This is a genomic window from Kytococcus schroeteri, from assembly GCF_002847825.1.
Classification (GTDB): domain Bacteria; phylum Actinomycetota; class Actinomycetes; order Actinomycetales; family Dermatophilaceae; genus Kytococcus; species Kytococcus schroeteri.
The window spans coordinates 17134-34609 of record NZ_PKIZ01000013.1 but is presented as its reverse complement, the minus strand read 5'-3'; the positions used below and the strand labels follow the sequence as shown (position 1 = coordinate 34609).

The 17476-nt window shown below is 71.5% G+C and carries 14 protein-coding genes; 6 read left to right on the top strand and 8 right to left on the bottom strand.

Translation table 11 applies throughout. The annotated features are described in order from the left end of the window. Nucleotides 1-90: 90 nt before the first annotated feature. Together nusB and efp are read right to left on the bottom strand one after the other, a co-directional pair. Nucleotides 91-504: a transcription antitermination factor NusB gene (gene nusB / locus CYJ76_RS07635; protein ID WP_070703179.1), complete on the bottom strand. Its 414-nt coding sequence runs from the start codon at nucleotides 502-504 to the stop codon at nucleotides 91-93. Further along, the gene (gene efp, locus CYJ76_RS07630) at nucleotides 504-1064 is read right to left on the bottom strand and encodes an elongation factor P (protein WP_070703180.1); all 561 of its coding nucleotides are present in this window, start codon (nucleotides 1062-1064) and stop codon (nucleotides 504-506) included. The genes nusB and efp overlap by 1 nt, the downstream gene beginning before the upstream one ends. Before the next feature lie 165 nt (nucleotides 1065-1229). Between efp and CYJ76_RS07625 the strand changes: the two genes are divergently transcribed. From CYJ76_RS07625 to CYJ76_RS07600, 6 genes are all read left to right on the top strand, one after another. Continuing rightward, the gene (locus CYJ76_RS07625; RefSeq protein WP_070703181.1) at nucleotides 1230-2819 is read left to right on the top strand and encodes an FMN-binding glutamate synthase family protein; all 1590 of its coding nucleotides are present in this window, start codon (nucleotides 1230-1232) and stop codon (nucleotides 2817-2819) included. Nucleotides 2820-2970: 151 nt separating this feature from the next. After that, on the top strand, nucleotides 2971-4653 hold the full coding sequence (locus CYJ76_RS07620; protein ID WP_070703182.1) for a peptide ABC transporter substrate-binding protein: 1683 nt from the start codon (nucleotides 2971-2973) through the stop codon (nucleotides 4651-4653). A gap of 200 nt (nucleotides 4654-4853) precedes the next feature. After that, complete coding sequence (locus CYJ76_RS07615) at nucleotides 4854-5780, top strand: ABC transporter permease (RefSeq protein ID WP_101849724.1); 927 nt, start codon at nucleotides 4854-4856, stop codon at nucleotides 5778-5780. Continuing rightward, nucleotides 5773-6822 (top strand): ABC transporter permease, encoded by a 1050-nt coding sequence (locus tag CYJ76_RS07610; protein ID WP_070703183.1) that lies wholly within the window; start codon nucleotides 5773-5775, stop codon nucleotides 6820-6822. Before CYJ76_RS07615 ends, CYJ76_RS07610 begins: the two co-directional genes overlap by 8 nt. 11 nt (nucleotides 6823-6833) lie before the next feature. Continuing rightward, the gene (locus CYJ76_RS07605) at nucleotides 6834-7895 is read left to right on the top strand and encodes an ABC transporter ATP-binding protein (RefSeq protein ID WP_238138189.1); all 1062 of its coding nucleotides are present in this window, start codon (nucleotides 6834-6836) and stop codon (nucleotides 7893-7895) included. After that, on the top strand, nucleotides 7870-9087 hold the full coding sequence (locus CYJ76_RS07600) for an ABC transporter ATP-binding protein (RefSeq protein ID WP_238138188.1): 1218 nt from the start codon (nucleotides 7870-7872) through the stop codon (nucleotides 9085-9087). Before CYJ76_RS07605 ends, CYJ76_RS07600 begins: the two co-directional genes overlap by 26 nt. 100 nt (nucleotides 9088-9187) lie before the next feature. Here the strand turns inward: CYJ76_RS07600 and aroB are convergent, their stop codons facing one another. Genes aroB through alaS form a run of 6 tightly spaced genes read right to left on the bottom strand, consistent with a single transcriptional unit; the run spans nucleotide 9188 to nucleotide 17380 of the window. Further along, nucleotides 9188-10897, bottom strand: coding sequence for a 3-dehydroquinate synthase (aroB, locus tag CYJ76_RS07595; RefSeq protein ID WP_101849723.1), 1710 nt, complete (start codon nucleotides 10895-10897; stop codon nucleotides 9188-9190). Further along, a complete protein-coding gene (gene aroC / locus CYJ76_RS07590) occupies nucleotides 10894-12132 on the bottom strand; it encodes a chorismate synthase (RefSeq protein WP_101849766.1) in 1239 nt (412 codons plus the stop codon). Before aroC ends, aroB begins: the two co-directional genes overlap by 4 nt. Nucleotides 12133-12134: 2 nt before the next feature. Continuing rightward, entirely contained in the window at nucleotides 12135-13043 is a 909-nt protein-coding gene (locus CYJ76_RS07585) for a shikimate dehydrogenase family protein (protein WP_238138187.1), read from the bottom strand. Further along, nucleotides 13037-14140: an endolytic transglycosylase MltG gene (gene mltG / locus CYJ76_RS07580; protein WP_083323364.1), complete on the bottom strand. Its 1104-nt coding sequence runs from the start codon at nucleotides 14138-14140 to the stop codon at nucleotides 13037-13039. Before mltG ends, CYJ76_RS07585 begins: the two co-directional genes overlap by 7 nt. A 16-nt stretch (nucleotides 14141-14156) precedes the next feature. After that, nucleotides 14157-14690: a Holliday junction resolvase RuvX gene (gene ruvX, locus CYJ76_RS07575; protein ID WP_083323363.1), complete on the bottom strand. Its 534-nt coding sequence runs from the start codon at nucleotides 14688-14690 to the stop codon at nucleotides 14157-14159. Nucleotides 14691-14698: 8 nt separating this feature from the next. Then, nucleotides 14699-17380 (bottom strand): alanine--tRNA ligase, encoded by a 2682-nt coding sequence (gene alaS, locus CYJ76_RS07570; protein ID WP_101849722.1) that lies wholly within the window; start codon nucleotides 17378-17380, stop codon nucleotides 14699-14701. Between the last annotated feature and the right edge of the window lie 96 nt (nucleotides 17381-17476).

The following is a 17476-nucleotide window of genomic DNA, read 5'->3' as shown; positions in this document are numbered from 1 at the left end:
GACCTCCTTGCCTGCCTCACGGGACAGTCGCTTAAAGGATGTCGGACGCCGCCCAGCCTAGGCCACGGGCGGCGGGGTGCCACTGTCGGGTCAGACGACGGTGGCCTTCATCTGGCTGATGCGGGTGAGCAGGCCGGAGACGAAGTTCGGCGAGTCGTCGGTGGACAGGTGGGAGGCGAGGTTCACGGCCTCGCTGATGGCCACCGCGTCCGGCACGTCCTCCACCCAGACGATCTCGTAGACGCCCAGGCGGAGGATCGCGCGGTCGACGGCCGGCATGCGCTCCAGCGACCAGCCCTGGGACCAGGCCGAGAGGGCGTCGTTGATGGACGCCCAGTGCGCCACCACGCCCTCCACGAGGTCCACGGTGAACTGCGGCACCGGCACCTGCGGGTCGGCCTCGGCACGGCGGGTGCCCATGAGGGCCTCCACGTTGAGGCCGCGCTGCTCGGCCTCGAAGAGCAGGTCGACGGCCCGCTTGCGGGCCTTGGAGCGGGCTGCCATCAGGAGACGCGGCTGATGTACGAGCCGTCGCGGGTGTCGACCTTGACGACCGTGTCGGACTCCAGGAAGAGCGGCACCTGGATCTCGGCGCCGGTCTCCAGGGTGGCGGGCTTGGTGCCACCGGTGGAGCGGTCGCCCTGCAGGCCCGGATCGGTGTGGGTGATGCGCAGCTCCACGCTCGGCGGCAGCTCGATGTAGAGCGGGGTGCCCTCGTGCGTGGCCACGAGCACCTCCTGGTTCTCGAGCATGAACCGGGAGGCGTCGCCCACGATCTCGGCCGACACCGGGAGCTGCTCGTAGTCGCGGGTGTCCATGAAGATGTAGGAGTCGCCGTCGTTGTACAGGTACTGCATGTCGCGGCGGTCCACGTTGGCGGTCTCGACCTTGGTGCCGGCGTTGAAGGTCTTGTCGACGATCTTGCCCGAGAGCACGTTCTTGATCTTGGTGCGCACGAAGGCCGGGCCCTTGCCGGGCTTGACGTGCTGGAACTCCTGGACCTGCCAGAGCTGGCCCTCCAGGTTGAGCACCATGCCGTTCTTCAGGTCGTTCGTCGTTGCCACGAGGCGCGTCCTTTGCGTGTCGTCGGGGATGTCCGTCGGCCACCCGCGGGCCGCAGCGGCGCGGTCGAGGTGGGCAGTGGGTCATTTTACGCACTCCCGGCGCAGTGCCCCACCACACCGGACGGCCCGGGTGGCGCCTCGCGCCCGGACTGGTAGAACGGGCGCATGCACCCCATCAAGGCACTGGCCATCCCTGCCCTCGGCCTCGCCGGCTGGGCGGCCCAGAACGCGTTCCAGAAGAAGCACGCCATCCTGCGCACCTTCCCGGTGCTCGGCAACGCCCGCTTCGCCCTGGAGACCATCGGCCCCGAGCTGCGGCAGTACATCGTGGCGATGAACAACGAGGAGCGACCCTTCGACCGCGACGAGCGCTCGTGGATCTACGCCGCCGCCAAGGAGCAGAACACCTACAAGGGATTCGGCACCGACAACAACGTCGAGTTCGACGAGGGCTGGCTGGTGGTCAAGCACCGCACCTTCAGCACCGAGGCCCCGCCCACCTCGCACGGCCACAAGGGCGACCCGGCGCGCCTCCCCTCGGCCAAGGTGCTCGGCGGCCCCCGTGGGCGCCGTCACGCCTTCCGTCCCGACTCCATCGTGAACGTCTCGGCCATGAGCTACGGCTCCCTCTCGGGCCACGCCGTCCAGGCGCTGAACAACGGCGTGCGCATGGCCGGTGCAATGCAGAACACCGGCGAGGGCGGCCTGTCCGAGCACCACAAGCAGGGCGGTGACCTCATCTACCAGGTGGGCACCGGCTACTTCGGCTGCCGCGACGAGAAGGGGCGCCTGTCCATCCCCCGCCTGGTGGAGCTCACCCAGGCCAACCCGGTGCGCGCCATCGAGATCAAGCTCTCGCAGGGCGCCAAGCCGGGCCTGGGCGGAATGCTCCCCGGCGAGAAGGTCACCCCGGAGATCGCCGCCATCCGCGGTGTGCCGGTGGGTGAGGACGTCGCCTCCCCCTCGCGCCACAGCGCCTTCCGCGACGTCGACTCGATGCTGGACGTCGTCGAGGAGATCGCCGAGGCCACCGGCCTGCCGGTGGGCATCAAGGCGGCCATCGGCGAGATGGGCATGTGGGAGGAGCTCGCCGACCGCATGATCGACCGCACCCGCGGCGTCGACTTCATCACCGTCGACGGCGGCGAGGGCGGCACCGGCGCCGCCCCGCTGCTGTTCAGCGACCACGTGGCCCTGCCCTTCCGCCTCGGCTTCGCCCGCGTGTACTCCACCTTCGCCCGCGCCGGCATCACCGACGACGTCACCTTCATCGGTGCCGGCAAGCTGGGCCTGCCCTCCAACGCCATCGTCGCGATGGCGATGGGCGCCGACATGCTCTACGTGGCCCGCGAGGCGATGATGTCGGTCGGCTGCATCCAGGCGCAGAAGTGCCACACCGGTGGCTGCCCCACCGGCGTGGCCACCCAGAACAAGTGGCTGGAGCGCGGCCTGGACGTCCCGTCCAAGTCGCTGCGCGCGGCCAACTACATCCGCGCCCTGCGCGCCCAGCTGCTCAAGCTGTCCGAGGCCGTCGGCGTGCCCCACCCGGGCTTCGTCACCTGTGACGACCTCGAGCTCATGTGGGGAACCCGCGAGGGCCGGACCCTGCGCGAGATCTACGGCTACGAGCTCGGCTGGGGCGGCGTGCCGGAGGCCAACCGCCGGGAGGTCATGGACCTCATGCACGCGCTCACGCAGCCCGACGAGACGGACAACGTCGCCGCCGACCGGGAGTCGGTCTCCCCCGGGCACTGAGCCGGCACCGCTCCTGCCGGGCCCCTCACCTGCCTTTTGGTCTCAGTTGGGTAACGACCCGGCAGATCGGCAGGTGAGGGGCCTCACAGGTGCTTAGGGTGGGCGTCGCTGCGGTCCCGGCCGCGGTGTCCCTACTGCTACAGGAGATTCCATGGCGATCAAGCGCAACAAGTGGCTGGCCGGCGCGGCGGGCGCGGCAGCCCTGTCCCTCACCCTGACCGCATGCGGCGGCGGGGAGTCCGGCGGCTCAGACGAGGGGAAGGGAAGCCAGACCGCCTCGCAGCCCCCGATCGACGAGAACGCCAAGGGCAACGACAAGATCATCACGGCGAACGGCTCCGAGCCGCAGAAGCCGCTGATCCCTGCCGCGACCGTCGAGACGGGTGGCGGCAAGATCCTCGACATGGCCTTCGCCAAGCTCGTCGACTACGACAACGAGGGCAACCTCGTCAACGACGTCGCCGAGTCGATCGAGTCCAAGGACAAGAAGACCTGGACCATCAAGATCAAGGGCGACCGCAAGTTCTCCGACGGCACCAAGGTGACCGCCAAGTCGTTCGTCGACGCCTGGAACTGGGGCGCCCACATCGACAACAACAACCTGGCCTCCTACTTCTTCGAGCCCATCGCCGGCTACACCGACGTGTACCCCTCCGAGGAGGGCGCCAAGGCCAAGGCCAAGACCATGAAGGGTCTGAAGGTCATCGACGACACGACCTTCCAGGTGACCCTCGAGCAGCCCTACGCCGCCTTCCCGCAGCGCCTCGGCTACACCGCCTTCGCGCCGCTACCGGAGAAGTTCTTCGAGGACCCCAAGGCCTTCGGCGAGAAGCCGATCGGCAACGGTCCGTACATGGTCGAGAAGTGGACCCACAACCAGGGCGCCAAGCTCGTGAAGAACCCCGAGTACGTGGGTGAGAAGAAGCCGAAGAACGGCGGCGTGGAGCTGAAGTTCTACCAGACCCCGGACCCCGCCTACACCGACCTGCAGGCCGGCAAGCTCGACATCCTCGACTCCGTGCCGGACACCGCCCTCTCGACCTTCCAGACCGACCTGGGCGACCGCGCCATCAACCAGCCGTCCGGTGTCTTCCAGTCCTTCTCCTTCCCGATGTACGCCGACGCCCCCTACGCCGGCGACAGCGACAAGGCCAAGAAGATCCGCAAGGCCATCTCGATGTCCATCGACCGCGAGGGCATCACGCAGAAGCTGTTCTCCGGGTCCCGCATCCCGGCCAAGGACTTCTCCTCCCCCGTCGTCAAGGGCTACGACGACACCGTGTGCGGCGACCTGTGCGCCCACGACGACGAGAAGGCCAAGCAGCTGCTCGAGGAGGCCGGCGGCTGGTCCGGTGGCCCCCTGACCATCGCCTACAACTCCGACGGCCCGCACAAGGGCTGGGTCGACGCGGTCTGCGGTGAGATCTCCAACGCGCTCGGCATCGAGTGCAAGGGCAAGGCCTACCCGGCCTTCAAGGCCCTGCGCGACGACGTGACCGAGAAGAAGATGAAGGGCGCCTTCCGCACCGGCTGGCAGATGGACTACCCGGCCCTGGAGAACTTCCTCACCCCGCTGTACAAGACGGGCGCCTCCTCCAACGACGGCGACTACTCCAACAAGGAGTTCGACAAGCTCCTGGAGGAGGGTGACGCCGCCAAGAGCGAGGAGGAGTCGCTCAAGAAGTACAAGGAGGCCGAGAAGATCCTCGTCGAGGACGCCCCGGTCATCCCGCTGTGGTACTCCAACGTGACCGGCGGCCGCTCCGACGCCGTCAGCAACGTCCGCTTCGACGTCTTCGGCGTGGCTGAGTACCACAACATCGTCAAGAACTGACGCCACGTCGGGAGCCCCTCCCGGCACCACATGACACGACTGTGGGGGACCCGACCGGGTCCCCCACAGTCGTGCGCCGCAGGCGTGTCCTGTGATCCACGCCTCACTGGCCCTGTACTGTTCCGACGTTGCACGATCGTCGGACCCCACGGTCCGGCGCCACCCCTGCCCCGTGCACTCGACAACTTGAGGAGAAAGTTGTGGGTACCTATGTGCTCCGGCGATTGCTCCAGATGATCCCCGTGTTCATCCTGGCAACGCTGTTGCTGTACGCCATGGTCTACGGCCTGCCCGGAGACGCCGCCGCCGCGATGTGCGGCGACCGCGGCTGCGACCCGACCTTCGTCAAGAAGTTCAACGAGGAACACCACCTCGACGAGCCGCTGCTCGTCCAGTACGGCTACTACCTCCAGGGCGTGCTGACCCTCGACTTCGGTGAGACCTTCACCGGCCGCCCGGTCCTGGACGTCATGGGTGAGACCTTCCCCGTGACCATCCGACTGGCCCTCATCGCGTGGGTGCTGGAGATCCTCATCGGTGTCCCGATCGGTCTCGTCGCGGGCCTCAAGCGCGGTACCTTCCTCGACACCGCCGCCCTGCTGCTCACCCTGCTGGTGATCTCCATCCCGGTGTTCGTGCTCGGCTTCCTGGCCCAGTTCTACCTGGGCCTGCGCTGGGGCGTGTTCGAACCCACCGTGGGCGGCGAGGCCTCCTGGTCGAACCTGCTGCTGCCGGGCCTGGTGCTGGCCGCCATGTCCGTGGCGTACATCGCACGCCTCATGCGCACCTCCATCGTGGAGAACAAGTCCGCCGACTACGTGAAGACCGCACTGGCCAAGGGGCTGCCGAAGCACCGCATCATCGGCGTGCACCTGCTGCGCAACTCGCTCATCCCCGTGGTGACCTTCCTCGGCACCGACCTCGGCGCGCTCATGGGCGGCGCCATCGTCACCGAGGGCATCTTCAACGTCCCGGGCGTGGGCAACCAGATCTACCGCGCGATCATCGCCGGCGAGAACGCCACCGTCGTCTCCTTCGTGACGGTGCTGATCTTCGTCTACCTGGTCGCCAACCTGATCGTGGACCTGCTCTACGCCGTTCTCGACCCGAGGATCCGCCTTGACTGACCACACCCAGCACCCAGCAGAGCTCACCGAGTCGCAGTACGACCTCGAGCATGAGCCGGCCAGTCGCGCCGACGGCGACCGCCTCTCGGCCGACCCGGACCAGAACCCGACCGCAGCCGCCGAGCAGGCGCAGGCGATGGGCGACGCGAACGCGGTCGTCGGCAAGCCCCGGTCGCTCGCGCAGGACGCCTGGGCGGACCTCATCCGCAACCCGATGTTCGTGGTGAGTGCGCTCCTGATCCTCGTCATGGCTGCGATGTCCCTGTTCCCCACCCTGTTCACGTCGGTGGACCCGCAGGCGCAGAGCATCATGAACTCGCTCGAGCCGGCCGAGCCCGGTCACCCGCTGGGCTTCGACCAGCAGGGCCACGACATCTGGGCCCGCGTCGTCCACGGCGCCCGGGCCTCGATCCTCGTGGGCCTGCTCACCACCGCCGGCGTGGTGCTGCTCGGCGGGGCCATCGGCGCAATCGCCGGCTACTTCGGCGGTTGGGTGGACGCGGTCCTCTCCCGCATCCTCGACACCTTCCTGGCCATCCCCCTGCTGCTCGCCGGCATCGTCGTGATGTCGATGGTGGAGCACATCGACCTGCCCGGCTTCGGCTGGCTCGGCCGCAACATCCCCACCGTGGCCCTGATGCTCACGATCTTCGGCTGGACCTCCGTGGCCCGCATCATGCGCGGTTCGGTGCTGCAGGCCAAGCAGGCCGACTACGTGACCGCCGCCCGCTCGATGGGCGCGAGCACGGGCCGCATCATCGTGAACCACATCATCCCCAACGCCATCGCGCCGGTGATCGTCATCGCGACGATCTCGCTGGGCATGTTCATCGTGGCCGAGGCCACGCTGAGCTACCTGGGCATCGGGCTGGACACCGAGAAGGTCGTCTCGTGGGGCGGTGACATCTCCGAGGCCCAGCGCGTGCTGCGGACCAACCCGGAGATCATGGTCTGGCCGTCCCTGGCCCTCTCGCTCTGCGTGCTGAGCTTCATGCTCCTCGGCGACGCGGTGCGTGACGCCCTCGACCCGAAGCTGCGATGAGGAGCACCGACATGACCGACACGAATCCCCCCACGCAGCCCACTCGCGCCGCCGGCACCGACCGTGCCCGGCAGGGCGAGCTGCTCCTGGAGGTCGAGGACCTCCAGGTCGAGTTCCACACCAAGGCCGGCGTGGCCAAGGCCGTCAACGGCGTGAACTACAGCCTGCGCGCCGGTGAGACCCTGGCCGTCCTGGGCGAGTCCGGATCGGGCAAGTCCGTGACCGCTCAGGCGATCATGGGCATCCTCGACACGCCCCCCGGCAGGATCACCGGCGGCCAGGTCCGCTTCCGCGGCAAGGACCTGTTGGCCATGAAGGAGTCCGAGCGCCGCACCTACCGCGGCGACAAGATCTCCATGATCTTCCAGGACTCCCTCTCGGCCCTGAACCCGGTGTTCCCGGTGGGTGCGCAGATCGCGGAGATGTTCCGCGTGCACCGCAAGATGGGCAAGAAGGAGGCCACGGAGCGCGCCATCGAGCTGATGGACCGCGTGCGCATCCCGGCCGCCCGCGAGCGGGTGAACAACTACCCGCACGAGTTCTCCGGCGGCATGCGCCAGCGCATCATGATCGCGATGGCGATCGCGCTGGACCCGGAGGTGCTCATCGCCGACGAGCCGACCACCGCGCTCGATGTGACGGTGCAGGCCCAGGTGATGGAGCTCCTCGAGGAGCTGCAGCGCGAGATGAACATGGGCCTGATCCTCATCACGCACGACCTGGGCGTGGTGGCCGACGTCGCCGACCAGATCGCCGTGATGTACGCCGGCCGCATCGTGGAGCAGGCGCCCGCGCGCGACCTGTACAAGGCCCCGGCCCACCCGTACACCGAGCGCCTGCTGGCCTCGATCCCGCGCGTGGACCAGAAGGGCCAGAAGCTCACCGCCATCGAGGGCCTGCCCCCGATGCTCACGAACATCCCCCCGGGCTGCGCCTTCAACCCGCGGTGCCCGTACGCGCAGGACGTCTGCCGTACCGAGCGCCCGCCGCTGGAGCGCTTCGCCCCGGAGCGCGCCTCGGCGTGCCACTTCTGGAAGGAGACGCTCGATGGGAGCCAGCGTGCTGGCATCTGACGACAGGCGCCGCGAGGACGTGGAGCGCGCCGACGCCCACGCGACCGGCAGCCACGCCCTGACCGAGGACCGCACCCCGGTGACCGGCGAGGGCCTGGTGGACCAGAACGGCCACCCGGTGACCCGGTCCCTGGAGGCCGGTGTGGACGAGGTCGTTGCCGCCGGCGTGCGCCCCGACCGCGCGGGTGAGACGCCCGTCATCAGCGGCCGTGGCCTCAAGCGCCACTACCCGCTCACCAAGGGCGTGTTCAAGCGCACGTACGGCCACGTGCGCGCCGTCGACGGCGTGGACTTCGACCTGTACCGGGGCGAGACCCTCGGCGTGGTGGGCGAGTCCGGCTGCGGCAAGTCCACTCTGGGCCGCCTCATCATGTCCCTGGAGAAGCCCACCGAGGGCCAGCTGTTCTTCAAGGGCCGCGACGTGGCGCAGATGAACTCCCGCGAGTTCCGCGAGATGCGCCGCAACGTGCAGATGGTGCTGCAGGACCCGTACACCTCGCTCGACCCGCGCATGACGGTCGGCGACATCATCGCCGAGCCGTTCAAGATCCACCCCGACGTGCTGGACCGCGGCAAGCGGACCGCGCGCGTCAAGGAGCTCATCGAGCTGGTGGGGCTGAACCCCGAGCACATCAACCGCTACCCCCACCAGTTCTCCGGTGGTCAGCGGCAGCGCATCGGCATCGCCCGCGGCCTGGCCCTCAACCCCGAGGTGCTGGTCTGCGACGAGCCGGTCTCCGCGCTCGACGTCTCGGTGCAGGCGCAGGTCGTCAACCTCATGGAGGAGCTCCAGAGCGAGCTCGGTCTGGCCTACATCTTCGTGGCCCACGACCTCTCGGTGGTGCGCCACATCTCCGACCGCGTGGCCGTGATGTACCTAGGCCGCATGGTGGAGCTGGGCGACGAGGACCAGATCTACTCCCGCCCGGTGCACCCGTACACGCAGGCGCTGCTCTCGGCAGTGCCGGTGCCGGACCCGGAGATGCGCGGCAAGCGCGACCAGATCCGCCTCGAGGGCGACGTGCCCTCCCCCGCCAACCCGCCGTCGGGCTGCCGCTTCCGCACCCGCTGCTGGAAGGCCGTGGACCTGTGCGCCACCACGGAGCCGGATCTCGAGCTCCGCGAGGGCACGGACCACCCGAGCCGCTGCCTGTTCGCCGAGCAGCGCCAGGTGGTGGACGCGGTCCGCTGAGGCGCCGCTCCCCCAGAACCGCCGAGGGCGGGCCCGGTCTCCCGGGCCCGCCCTCGGCGGTCCTGCGTCTCCCCCCTCGGTACGAGGGCGTGCACCCCCGTCAGGCCCGCACGGCCTCCCACGCGCGGCGCAGCAGCGCCTCGTCGGGGGCGTCGAGGGTGGCCGGACGGCAGACCTCCTCGAGCACCACGAAGCGCAGGGCGCCGGCGCGGGCCTTCTTGTCGCCCGCCATCGCCACGCGCACCTCCTCCCACGTGGCGCTCCCCTCGTAGCGCGTGGGCAGGCCGACCGATGTCAGCAGGCCGCGCACCTCGTCGGTGCCGGGCCACAGGTCGTGCTCCTGGCCCAGCGCGGCGGCGAAGACCATGCCGATGGCCACCGCGTCGCCGTGGCGCAGGGCGAAGCCCTCCACCTTCTCCAGCGCGTGGCCGAGGGTGTGGCCGAAGTTCAGGAACTCGCGCACCCCGGCCTCGCGGGTGTCGGCGGCCACGGCTCGGGCCTTGACGCGCAGTGCCCGGTGGACGAGCTCGGCGAGGAAGGGCCACTCGCGCGGGTCGGCCGAGTGCTCGGCGCCTGCACGGACCCGGTCCAGGATCTGCCAGCCGTCCACCTCGTCGAGGTCGATGTACCCGCACTTGACCACCTCGGCCAATCCGGCGCGGACGTCCTGGACGGGCAGGCCGGCCAGCAGGTCCAGGTCGCACACCACGGCCCGCGGCTGGTGGAAGGCGCCGACGAGGTTCTTGCCCGCGGAGGTGTTGATGCCGGTCTTGCCGCCCACCGAGGCGTCCACCATGGCCAGGAGCGTGGTGGGCACGTGCACCACGTCCACGCCCCGCATCCACGTGGCGGCGGCGAACCCGGTGACGTCCGTGCACGCTCCCCCGCCCACGGCCACGAGGAGCCCGCCACGGTCCAGCCCGGCCGCCGCGCACGCCTCCCAGATACCGGCCACACCCTCGAGTCGCTTGCCCGCCTCGGCCGCCTCGATGCCGTGCACGTGCACCGGCGTGCCCGCGGCCTCCAGCACCGCGCGCACCCGCTCCACGACCGGCTCCAGACCCGGCTGGTGCACCACGAGCGCCGCGGGCGGCACCGCCCCGGTGGCCGGCAGGAGCAACGCGAGGTCGTCCAGCACCCCGTGGCCGATGGTCACCGGGTAGGCGTCACCGCCCTCGGAGGTGCTCACGGCCACGCGCAGCCCGCTGCGGGGGCCGAGGGGCCACCGGTCGGCAACGTCCTCGTCCCGCGTGCGCTCGGCCACGATGCGGGCCACCTCGTGCGGCGGCCGCCCCGTGGTGTCGACCACCTGCGTTGCGAGCTCCGCCCAGGTGGACTCCCGCTGCGCCGCGAGCTGCTGCCACCGGGCGAGGGCGTCGTCCCCGGCCAGGAGCGGCCGGTCGCCGCCGGCGAGGCGCTCGGCCACGGCCTCGGCACCGACCTGGAGCCAGACCACGTGCCCGCCGTCGGCGGCGAACCGGCGCAGCTCCTCGGCCACGCGGGGCGTCATGACCGCCCCTCCCCCGAGGGCCACGACCCGCCCCGGTGCGGCGGAGAACCCGGTGCCACGCACGGCCTCCTGGACCGCCTGCGCCTCGAGCTCGCGGAAGTGGGTCTCACCCCGGGTCGCGAAGAGCTCGGCCACCGTGCACCCTGCCCGCTGCTCCACGAGGGCGTCGGTGTCGACCACCTCGGAGGAGCCGTCCTCGCAGAGCAAGGCCGCCACGGTCGTCTTCCCGCTGCCGGGTGGGCCCACGAGCACCACGTCGGCCGGCGTGGGGACGCGGCGCCCGGGCAGCGCCGGGGTCACGCCGCCCCGCCGGTGGAGGCGGTGCGCGCCCGGTAGTGCGCGAGGGCCGCGCGGGTGTCGTCCAGGTGGTCGCCGCCGAACTTCTCCAGCACGGCCCGCAGCAGCACCAGGGCCACCTCGGCCTCGGCCACGATGCCGGCGGCAGGCACCGCGCACACGTCGGAGCGCTGGTGGTGGGCCGTCGCGGCCTCGCCGGTGGCCACGTCCACGGTGCGCAGGGCGCGCGGCACGGTGCTGATGGGCTTCATCGCGGCGCGGACCCGCAGCAGCTCGCCGGTGGTCATGCCGCCCTCCAGACCGCCGGAGCGGTCGGTCACGCGCCGCACGCGGTCGCCCTCCCAGACCATCTCGTCGTGGGCCTTGCTGCCCGGGCGGTCGGCCACGTCGAAGCCGTCCCCGAACTCCACCCCCTTGATGGCCTGGATGGAGACGAGCGCACCCGCCAGCTGGGCGTCCAGGCGACGGTCGCCGTGCACGTGGGAGCCCAGGCCCGACGGCAGGCCGTCCACGACCACCTCGACCACACCGCCGAGCGTGTCGCCGGCCTTCTTCGCCTCGTCCACCCGCGCCACCATCGCTGCGGAGGTGTCCGGGTCGGCGCAGCGCACCGGGTCGGCGTCGATGCGCTCGCGCCCCTCGTCGGTGGTGAGCGCGGTCAGGGCCGCGCGGTCCGTGGCCCCCTCCGGCACGTGGACGCCACCCAGGGCCACCACGTGGCTGCCCACGCGGATGCCCAGCGACTCCAGGGCCTGCCGCGCCACCTCGCCGAGCGCCACCCGGGCCGCCGTCTCGCGCGCGCTGGCGCGCTCCAGGACGGGACGGGCCTCGTCGAGCCCGTACTTCTGCATGCCGGCCAGGTCGGCGTGGCCCGGGCGCGGGCGTGTCAGGGGCCGGTTGCGGGCCACCTCGCGCTCGTCACCCTTGCCGGCGTCTACCTGCAGGGCGGCGGGGTCCACCGGGTCGGCGGCCATGACGGCCTCCCACTTGGGCCACTCGGTGTTGTCGATGCGGACGGCCACCGGCGAGCCCATGGTCACCCCGTGGCGCACCCCGCCGATGAGGGTGACGCGGTCGGCCTCGAAGCTCATGCGGGCGCCGCGCCCGTAGCCCAGACGGCGACGGGCCAGGGCGCCGGCCAGGTCCTGCGTGGTCACCCCCACACCCGCGGGAACACCCTCCAGAACGCCCGTCAGCGCCTCACCGTGCGACTCCCCGGCCGTCAACCACCTCAGCATGGTCACAGCCTATGCAGTCGCCGCAGCTCCTCCGGCAGCAGGGACGCGGTGTCCGCCAGGCCAGGGCGCCGGCCGGTCATGAGCTCCACCTGGTCCACGGCCTGCTCCACGAGCATGTGCAGGCCGCTCACCACCGTCGCCCCCGCGCGCTCCGCGGCCCCCGCCCACGGGTGCGGCCAGTCGGCGTACTGCGCGTCCACCCACACCAGGGCGGGGTCGGCCGTGCCGCGGGCCTGCTCCCCCGGAGCCCACTCACCGACCGCGGGCAGCGCACCCCACGAGGCCGCCGGCAGCGTGCTCAGCACCAACCGGGGCGGGCGCCCGGCGGCGATCTCCGCCAGGGCGCCGTCCAGCGGGACGGCCTCGAGGGCCACGCCCAGCCGCTCGGCCAGGGCGCCGAGCTCGGGACGGACCGTGGCGCGCACGCCCACCTGCAGGCTCCGCACCCCGGCGCCGTGGAGCGCCAGCAGCGCCGACCGGGCCGTGGCGCCGGACCCGAGCAGCACCGCCTCACGCACGGGATGCCCACCGGCCGCCCGGGCGAGCACGCGCTCCAGGGCCGGCACGTCGGTGTTGTCCGCCGCCCAGCCGTCGGGGCCCAGGACGAGCGTGTTCGCGCCACCGGCCAGCTCGGCGGTCTCGCTGGCGCCCGCCCCGCGGCGCCCGGCCTCCAGCGCCTCCTCCTTGAGCGGCATCGTCACCGAGAGCGCGGTGACACCGTCGCGAACCAGGGCCGGCAGCGCCTCGGCGAGTCCCCCGGCGGCGACCTCCACGCGGTCGTAACGGCCGCCGGTGAGCCCCAGCCCCTGCCAGGCGCCCCGGTGCAGCGCCGGGGAGAGCGAGTGCGCCACCGGCGAGCCGACGACCACGGCGTGCGGCGCGGTGCCGGCCGACTGGGCCGCGGTCAGCACCGGCCCTCGTTCTGCTGGCACCAGCGGTTGAACATCGCCACGTACCGCTGGTGCTCGGCGAAGGTGCGCGAGAACTTGGTCTCCCCGGTGATCGGGTTGACCGTCGCGAAGTACAGGTAGTCGGTGCTGTCGGGCTCCACCGCCGCCTGGATGGCCGCGCGCCCCGGGCTGTTGATGGGGCCCGGCGGCAGGCCCTCGTGCACGTAGGTGTTGTACGGGCTGTCGGACTTCCGCTGTTCTGTGGTGGTGCCGGCCCGGCCGCGCTGCTGGTGGACGAAGTGCACGGTGGAGTCCATGCCCAGCTTCATGTGCTGCTCCAGGCGGTTCTGCACCACCGAGGACACCTTGCCGCGGTCGGCCTGGCCGCTGCTCTCGCCCTCCACGATGGAGGCGATCGTCAGCGTCCGCTGCCAGTCCTTGCGCGGCACCTCCTCGCGCTCCAGCTCCTTCTGCGCCTGCTCCACCATCTTGCGCACCTGGGTGCGGGCGTCGTCGTCGATGTCGAAGTTGTAGGTGGACGGGAAGAGCCAGCCCTCCAGCTCGCCCTTGGCCTCCGGCGGCAGCCCGACGTCCTGGGGCTTCAGCGCGTCGTAGTCCTCGCGCGGCACACCGGTGCCCTTGGCCAGGCGGTCGAAGACCTCGGACTTCCACTGCCCCTCGGGCACGGTCACCTTGTCGACGCGCAGGTTGCGCTCGTCGAGCAGTGCCTCGATGGCGGCCACCGAGCTCATCTCCTCCTTGAGCACGTAGGTGCCCGGTTGCAGGCGCTCGATGCGCGGCTCCAGGCGGGCCAGCTCGTTGAACGACTCCGCGGAGGCCACGACCCCTTCGTCCTCGAGGACCTGGCCCACGGAGAAGCCGGTGGACCCCTCGGGCACCTTGACGGTGCGCTCCCCGTGGCCCTCCCCCTCGTAGTCGGGATAGCTGCCCAGGTCGGGCACGGCCAGCGTGGAGAGCACCGGGGAGAGCGTGTCCCAGGTGAGGGCCGAACCCACGCCGGTCAGCGCGAGGGCGCCGGCCACCACGGCCGCGACCTGCCGACGGGGCGGGCGCGGCGGGGCGGTGCGGGGCATCCTGCTGCGACTCGTGGGGGTCATCGCGTCTCCCTGGTCCTCACGTGCTCTGCTTGCTGCGGCGGCGCGGCTTGCGGCCCGCCACCGGCTCTCCGACGGCGCTCCCCCGGCGCCATGCGTCCAGTGCCCCCTGCAGGATCTCCACGGCCGCCGCCTGGTCGATGCGGGTGCGCTGCTCGCGCTGCCGCACCCCGGACTCCCGCATGGCGCGGGAGGCCGCCACCGTGCTCATCCGTTCGTCCACGAGCCAGACGCGCACGTCCGGCCCGAGGGCCCGGGCGAGGTGGCCGGCCCAGCGGCGTGCCTCGGCGGCCGAGGTGCTCTCGTGCCCGTCGAGGTGGCGGGGCAGGCCCACGACCACGCCGGTGGAGGCGGACTCCTCGCGCACGAGGTCGACCACCTCCTGCAGTGCGGTGTCCCCCTCGTCCACGGGCACGGTCCGCACCGGACTGGCCAGCAGGCCCTCCCGGTCGGCCCGGGCCAGGCCCACCCGCGCCATGCCGACGTCGACGCCCCACACCACGCCGGGCAGGGGGGACTCCCCCGCGTCCGGCGTGGTGTGGGTGGTGGTCACGGCGGTGCTCAGAGCGCGCCCACGGCGGTGCGCACGGCCGCCAGCGCCTCGCCCGCCCTGGTGTTGTCCTGACCGCCGCCCTGCGCGAGGTCGTCCTTGCCGCCACCGCCGCCGCCGAGGGCGGAGGCCGCGACCTTGACCAGCGCACCGGCCTTCACCCCGGCATCGCGGGCGGCCTGCGTGGTGGCCACGACCACCACGGGCTTGTCCCCGGCGGTGCTCACCAGGGCCACGGCCGCGGCGGTCTCGCCAAGCTTCTGGCGCACGTCCTGCGCGATGCCGCGCAGCTCGCCGCCATCCACCTCGGCCAGCTCGGCGAGCACCAGCTGCACACCGCCCACCTGCTCGGCGGTGTCGGCCAGGCCCGCGGTGGCGCCCTTGGCCTGCTCGCGCTTCATCTGCTGGATCTCGCGCTCGGCCTCCTTGAGACGGGCCACCAGCTGGGACACGCGGTCCTTGAGCTCGGTGGGCTGCACACCGGCGATGCCGGAGAGCTCGGCCACGAGCGCCCGCTCGGTGGCCAGGTGGCGCAGCGCGTTGACGCCCACGAAGGCCTCGAGGCGGCGCACGCCGGAGCCCACGGAGGACTCACCGGTGAGGGTCAGGGCACCGATCTGGCTCGAGTGCTGCACGTGGGTGCCACCGCAGAGCTCGCGGGACCACGGGCCACCGATCTCGATGACGCGCACGTCCTCGTCGTAGGTCTCGCCGAAGAGCGCCAGGGCGCCCCACTCCCGGGCCTCCGGCAGCGTCATCCAATGCGCGCTCACCGGCAGGTCGTCGCGCACCGCGAGGTTGGCCACCTCCTCCAGCTCGCTGCGGGTGGCGGCGTCCAGGGCCTGGTTCCACGCGAAGTCCAGGCGCAGGTAGCCGGGCTTGTTGTAGGAGCCGGACTGCAGCGCCGACGGGCCGAGCACCTGCCGCAGGGCGGCGTGGACCACGTGCGTGCCGGAGTGGGCCTGGGCGGCCTCGAGGCGCCAGGTGGGGTCCACCTCGGCGCGCGCGTCGGCGCCCTCGGTCACCTCGCCGGAGAGCACCTTCACGGTGTGGGCCACGAGCCCCTTGACCGGGCGCTGCACGTCGGTCACCTGCAGGCGCGCACCGTCGAGGGTGATGACGCCGGCGTCGGCGGTCTGGCCACCGGACTCGGCGTAGAAGCTCGTGGCGTCCAGCACCACCTGGCCGACCTGGCCCTCGGACAGCGTCGGCACCCGCTCGCCCTCGCGCACCAGGCCCACCACGCGGCCGTCGGTGGCCAGCTCGCTGTAGGCGCGCCAGTCGGTGGCACCCAGCTCGCGCAGCTCGCGCCACACCTCGGTGTTGGCGTGCCCGGACTTCTTGGCCTTGGCGTCGGCCTTGGCGCGGGCACGCTGCTCGGCCATGAGCCCGCGAAAGCCCTCCTCGTCCACCGTCAGGCCCTGCTCGGCGGCCATCTCCAGGGTGAGGTCGATCGGGAAGCCGTAGGTGTCGTGCAGCGCGAAGGCCTTCTCGCCGGGGAAGACCTTCTGGCCGGCACCCTTGGTCTGCTCGGCGGCCGTGTCGAAGATGTTCGTGCCCGCCTCCAGCGTGCGGCGGAAGGCCTCCTCCTCGGCGTAGGCGATGCGGCTGATGCGCTCGAAGTCGCTGCGCAGTTCCGGGTAGGACTTGCTCATCTGCTCCATCGAGACCGGCAGCAGCTCGGGCAGGCAGGGGCCCTGCACGCCGAGCAGGCGCATGGAGCGCACCGCGCGGCGCAGCAGGCGGCGCAGCACGTAGCCGCGACCCTCGTTGCCGGGCGTCACGCCGTCTCCGATGAGCATGAGCGAGGAACGCACGTGGTCGGCCACCACGCGGAAGCGCACGTCGTCGCCCTCGGCGTCGCCGTAGCCCTTGCCGCTGAGCTCCTCGGCCCGCTCGATGACGGGGTACACCTCGTCGATCTCGTAGAGGTTGTCCACGCCCTGCAGCAGGTAGGCCACGCGCTCCAGGCCCAGGCCCGTGTCGATGTTCTTCGACGGCAGCGGCTCCACCACGGTGAACTCGGCCTTGGAGCGCACGTCGGTGATCATCTCGGTCTGGAACACCAGGTTCCAGATCTCCAGGAAGCGGTCCTCGTCGGCCTCCGGGCCGCCGTCCGCGCCGTACTCCGGGCCGCGGTCCACGTAGATCTCCGAGCAGGGGCCACCGGGGCCCTCGACGCCCATGTGCCAGTAGTTGTCGTCGAGCCCGCGGCCCTGGATGCGCTCGCGCGGCACGCCGACGCCCAGCCAGTACTCGATCGCCTCGGTGTCGCCCTCCGGGTAGTCCGGGTGGAAGCCGGCGCCCAGCACCGTCACCCAGATGTCCGCCGGGTCGAAGCCCAGACCGCCCTCCTGCTGGGAACCGGTCACCAGGCTCCAGGCCAGCTCGATGGCCTCCTTCTTGAAGTACTCGCCGAAAGAGAAGTTGCCGCACATCTGGAAGAAGGTGCCGTGGCGGGTGGTCTTGCCGACCTCCTCGATGTCACCGGTGCGCACGCACTTCTGCACGCTGGTGGCGCATCCCCACGGCGGGGTCTGCTGCCCCAGGAAGTAGGGCTTGAAGGGCACCATGCCGGCGTTGACGAAGAGCAGGTTCGGGTCGTCGAACAGCAACGGGGCGCTGGGCACCACGGCGTGGCCCGTCCCCTCGAAGTGGGCGAGCCACCGGCGGCGGATCTCAGCGGTTTCCATCGCAACTCCTGATGATGTGGACGATCCAGGTTCGGGTGCGGCGCCGGGCGCCGCGGGCGCCGTGCCCGGTCGCCCCGGGCACACGCCTGCACCGCC

Bases quoted from the DNA above. Each gene is read 5' to 3' on its own strand.
- nusB (WP_070703179.1), bottom strand. From the start codon at position 504: ATGGCAGCCCGCTCCAAGGCCCGCAAGCGGGCCGTCGACCTGCTCTTC.
- CYJ76_RS07625 (WP_070703181.1), top strand. From the start codon at position 1,230: ATGCACCCCATCAAGGCACTGGCCATCCCTGCCCTCGGCCTCGCCGGC.
- CYJ76_RS07620 (WP_070703182.1), top strand. From the start codon at position 2,971: ATGGCGATCAAGCGCAACAAGTGGCTGGCCGGCGCGGCGGGCGCGGCA.
- CYJ76_RS07605 (WP_238138189.1), top strand. From the start codon at position 6,834: ATGACCGACACGAATCCCCCCACGCAGCCCACTCGCGCCGCCGGCACC.
- CYJ76_RS07600 (WP_238138188.1), top strand. From the start codon at position 7,870: ATGGGAGCCAGCGTGCTGGCATCTGACGACAGGCGCCGCGAGGACGTG.
- aroC (WP_101849766.1), bottom strand. From the start codon at position 12,132: ATGCTGAGGTGGTTGACGGCCGGGGAGTCGCACGGTGAGGCGCTGACG.
- mltG (WP_083323364.1), bottom strand. From the start codon at position 14,140: ATGACCCCCACGAGTCGCAGCAGGATGCCCCGCACCGCCCCGCCGCGC.
- alaS (WP_101849722.1), bottom strand. From the start codon at position 17,380: ATGGAAACCGCTGAGATCCGCCGCCGGTGGCTCGCCCACTTCGAGGGG.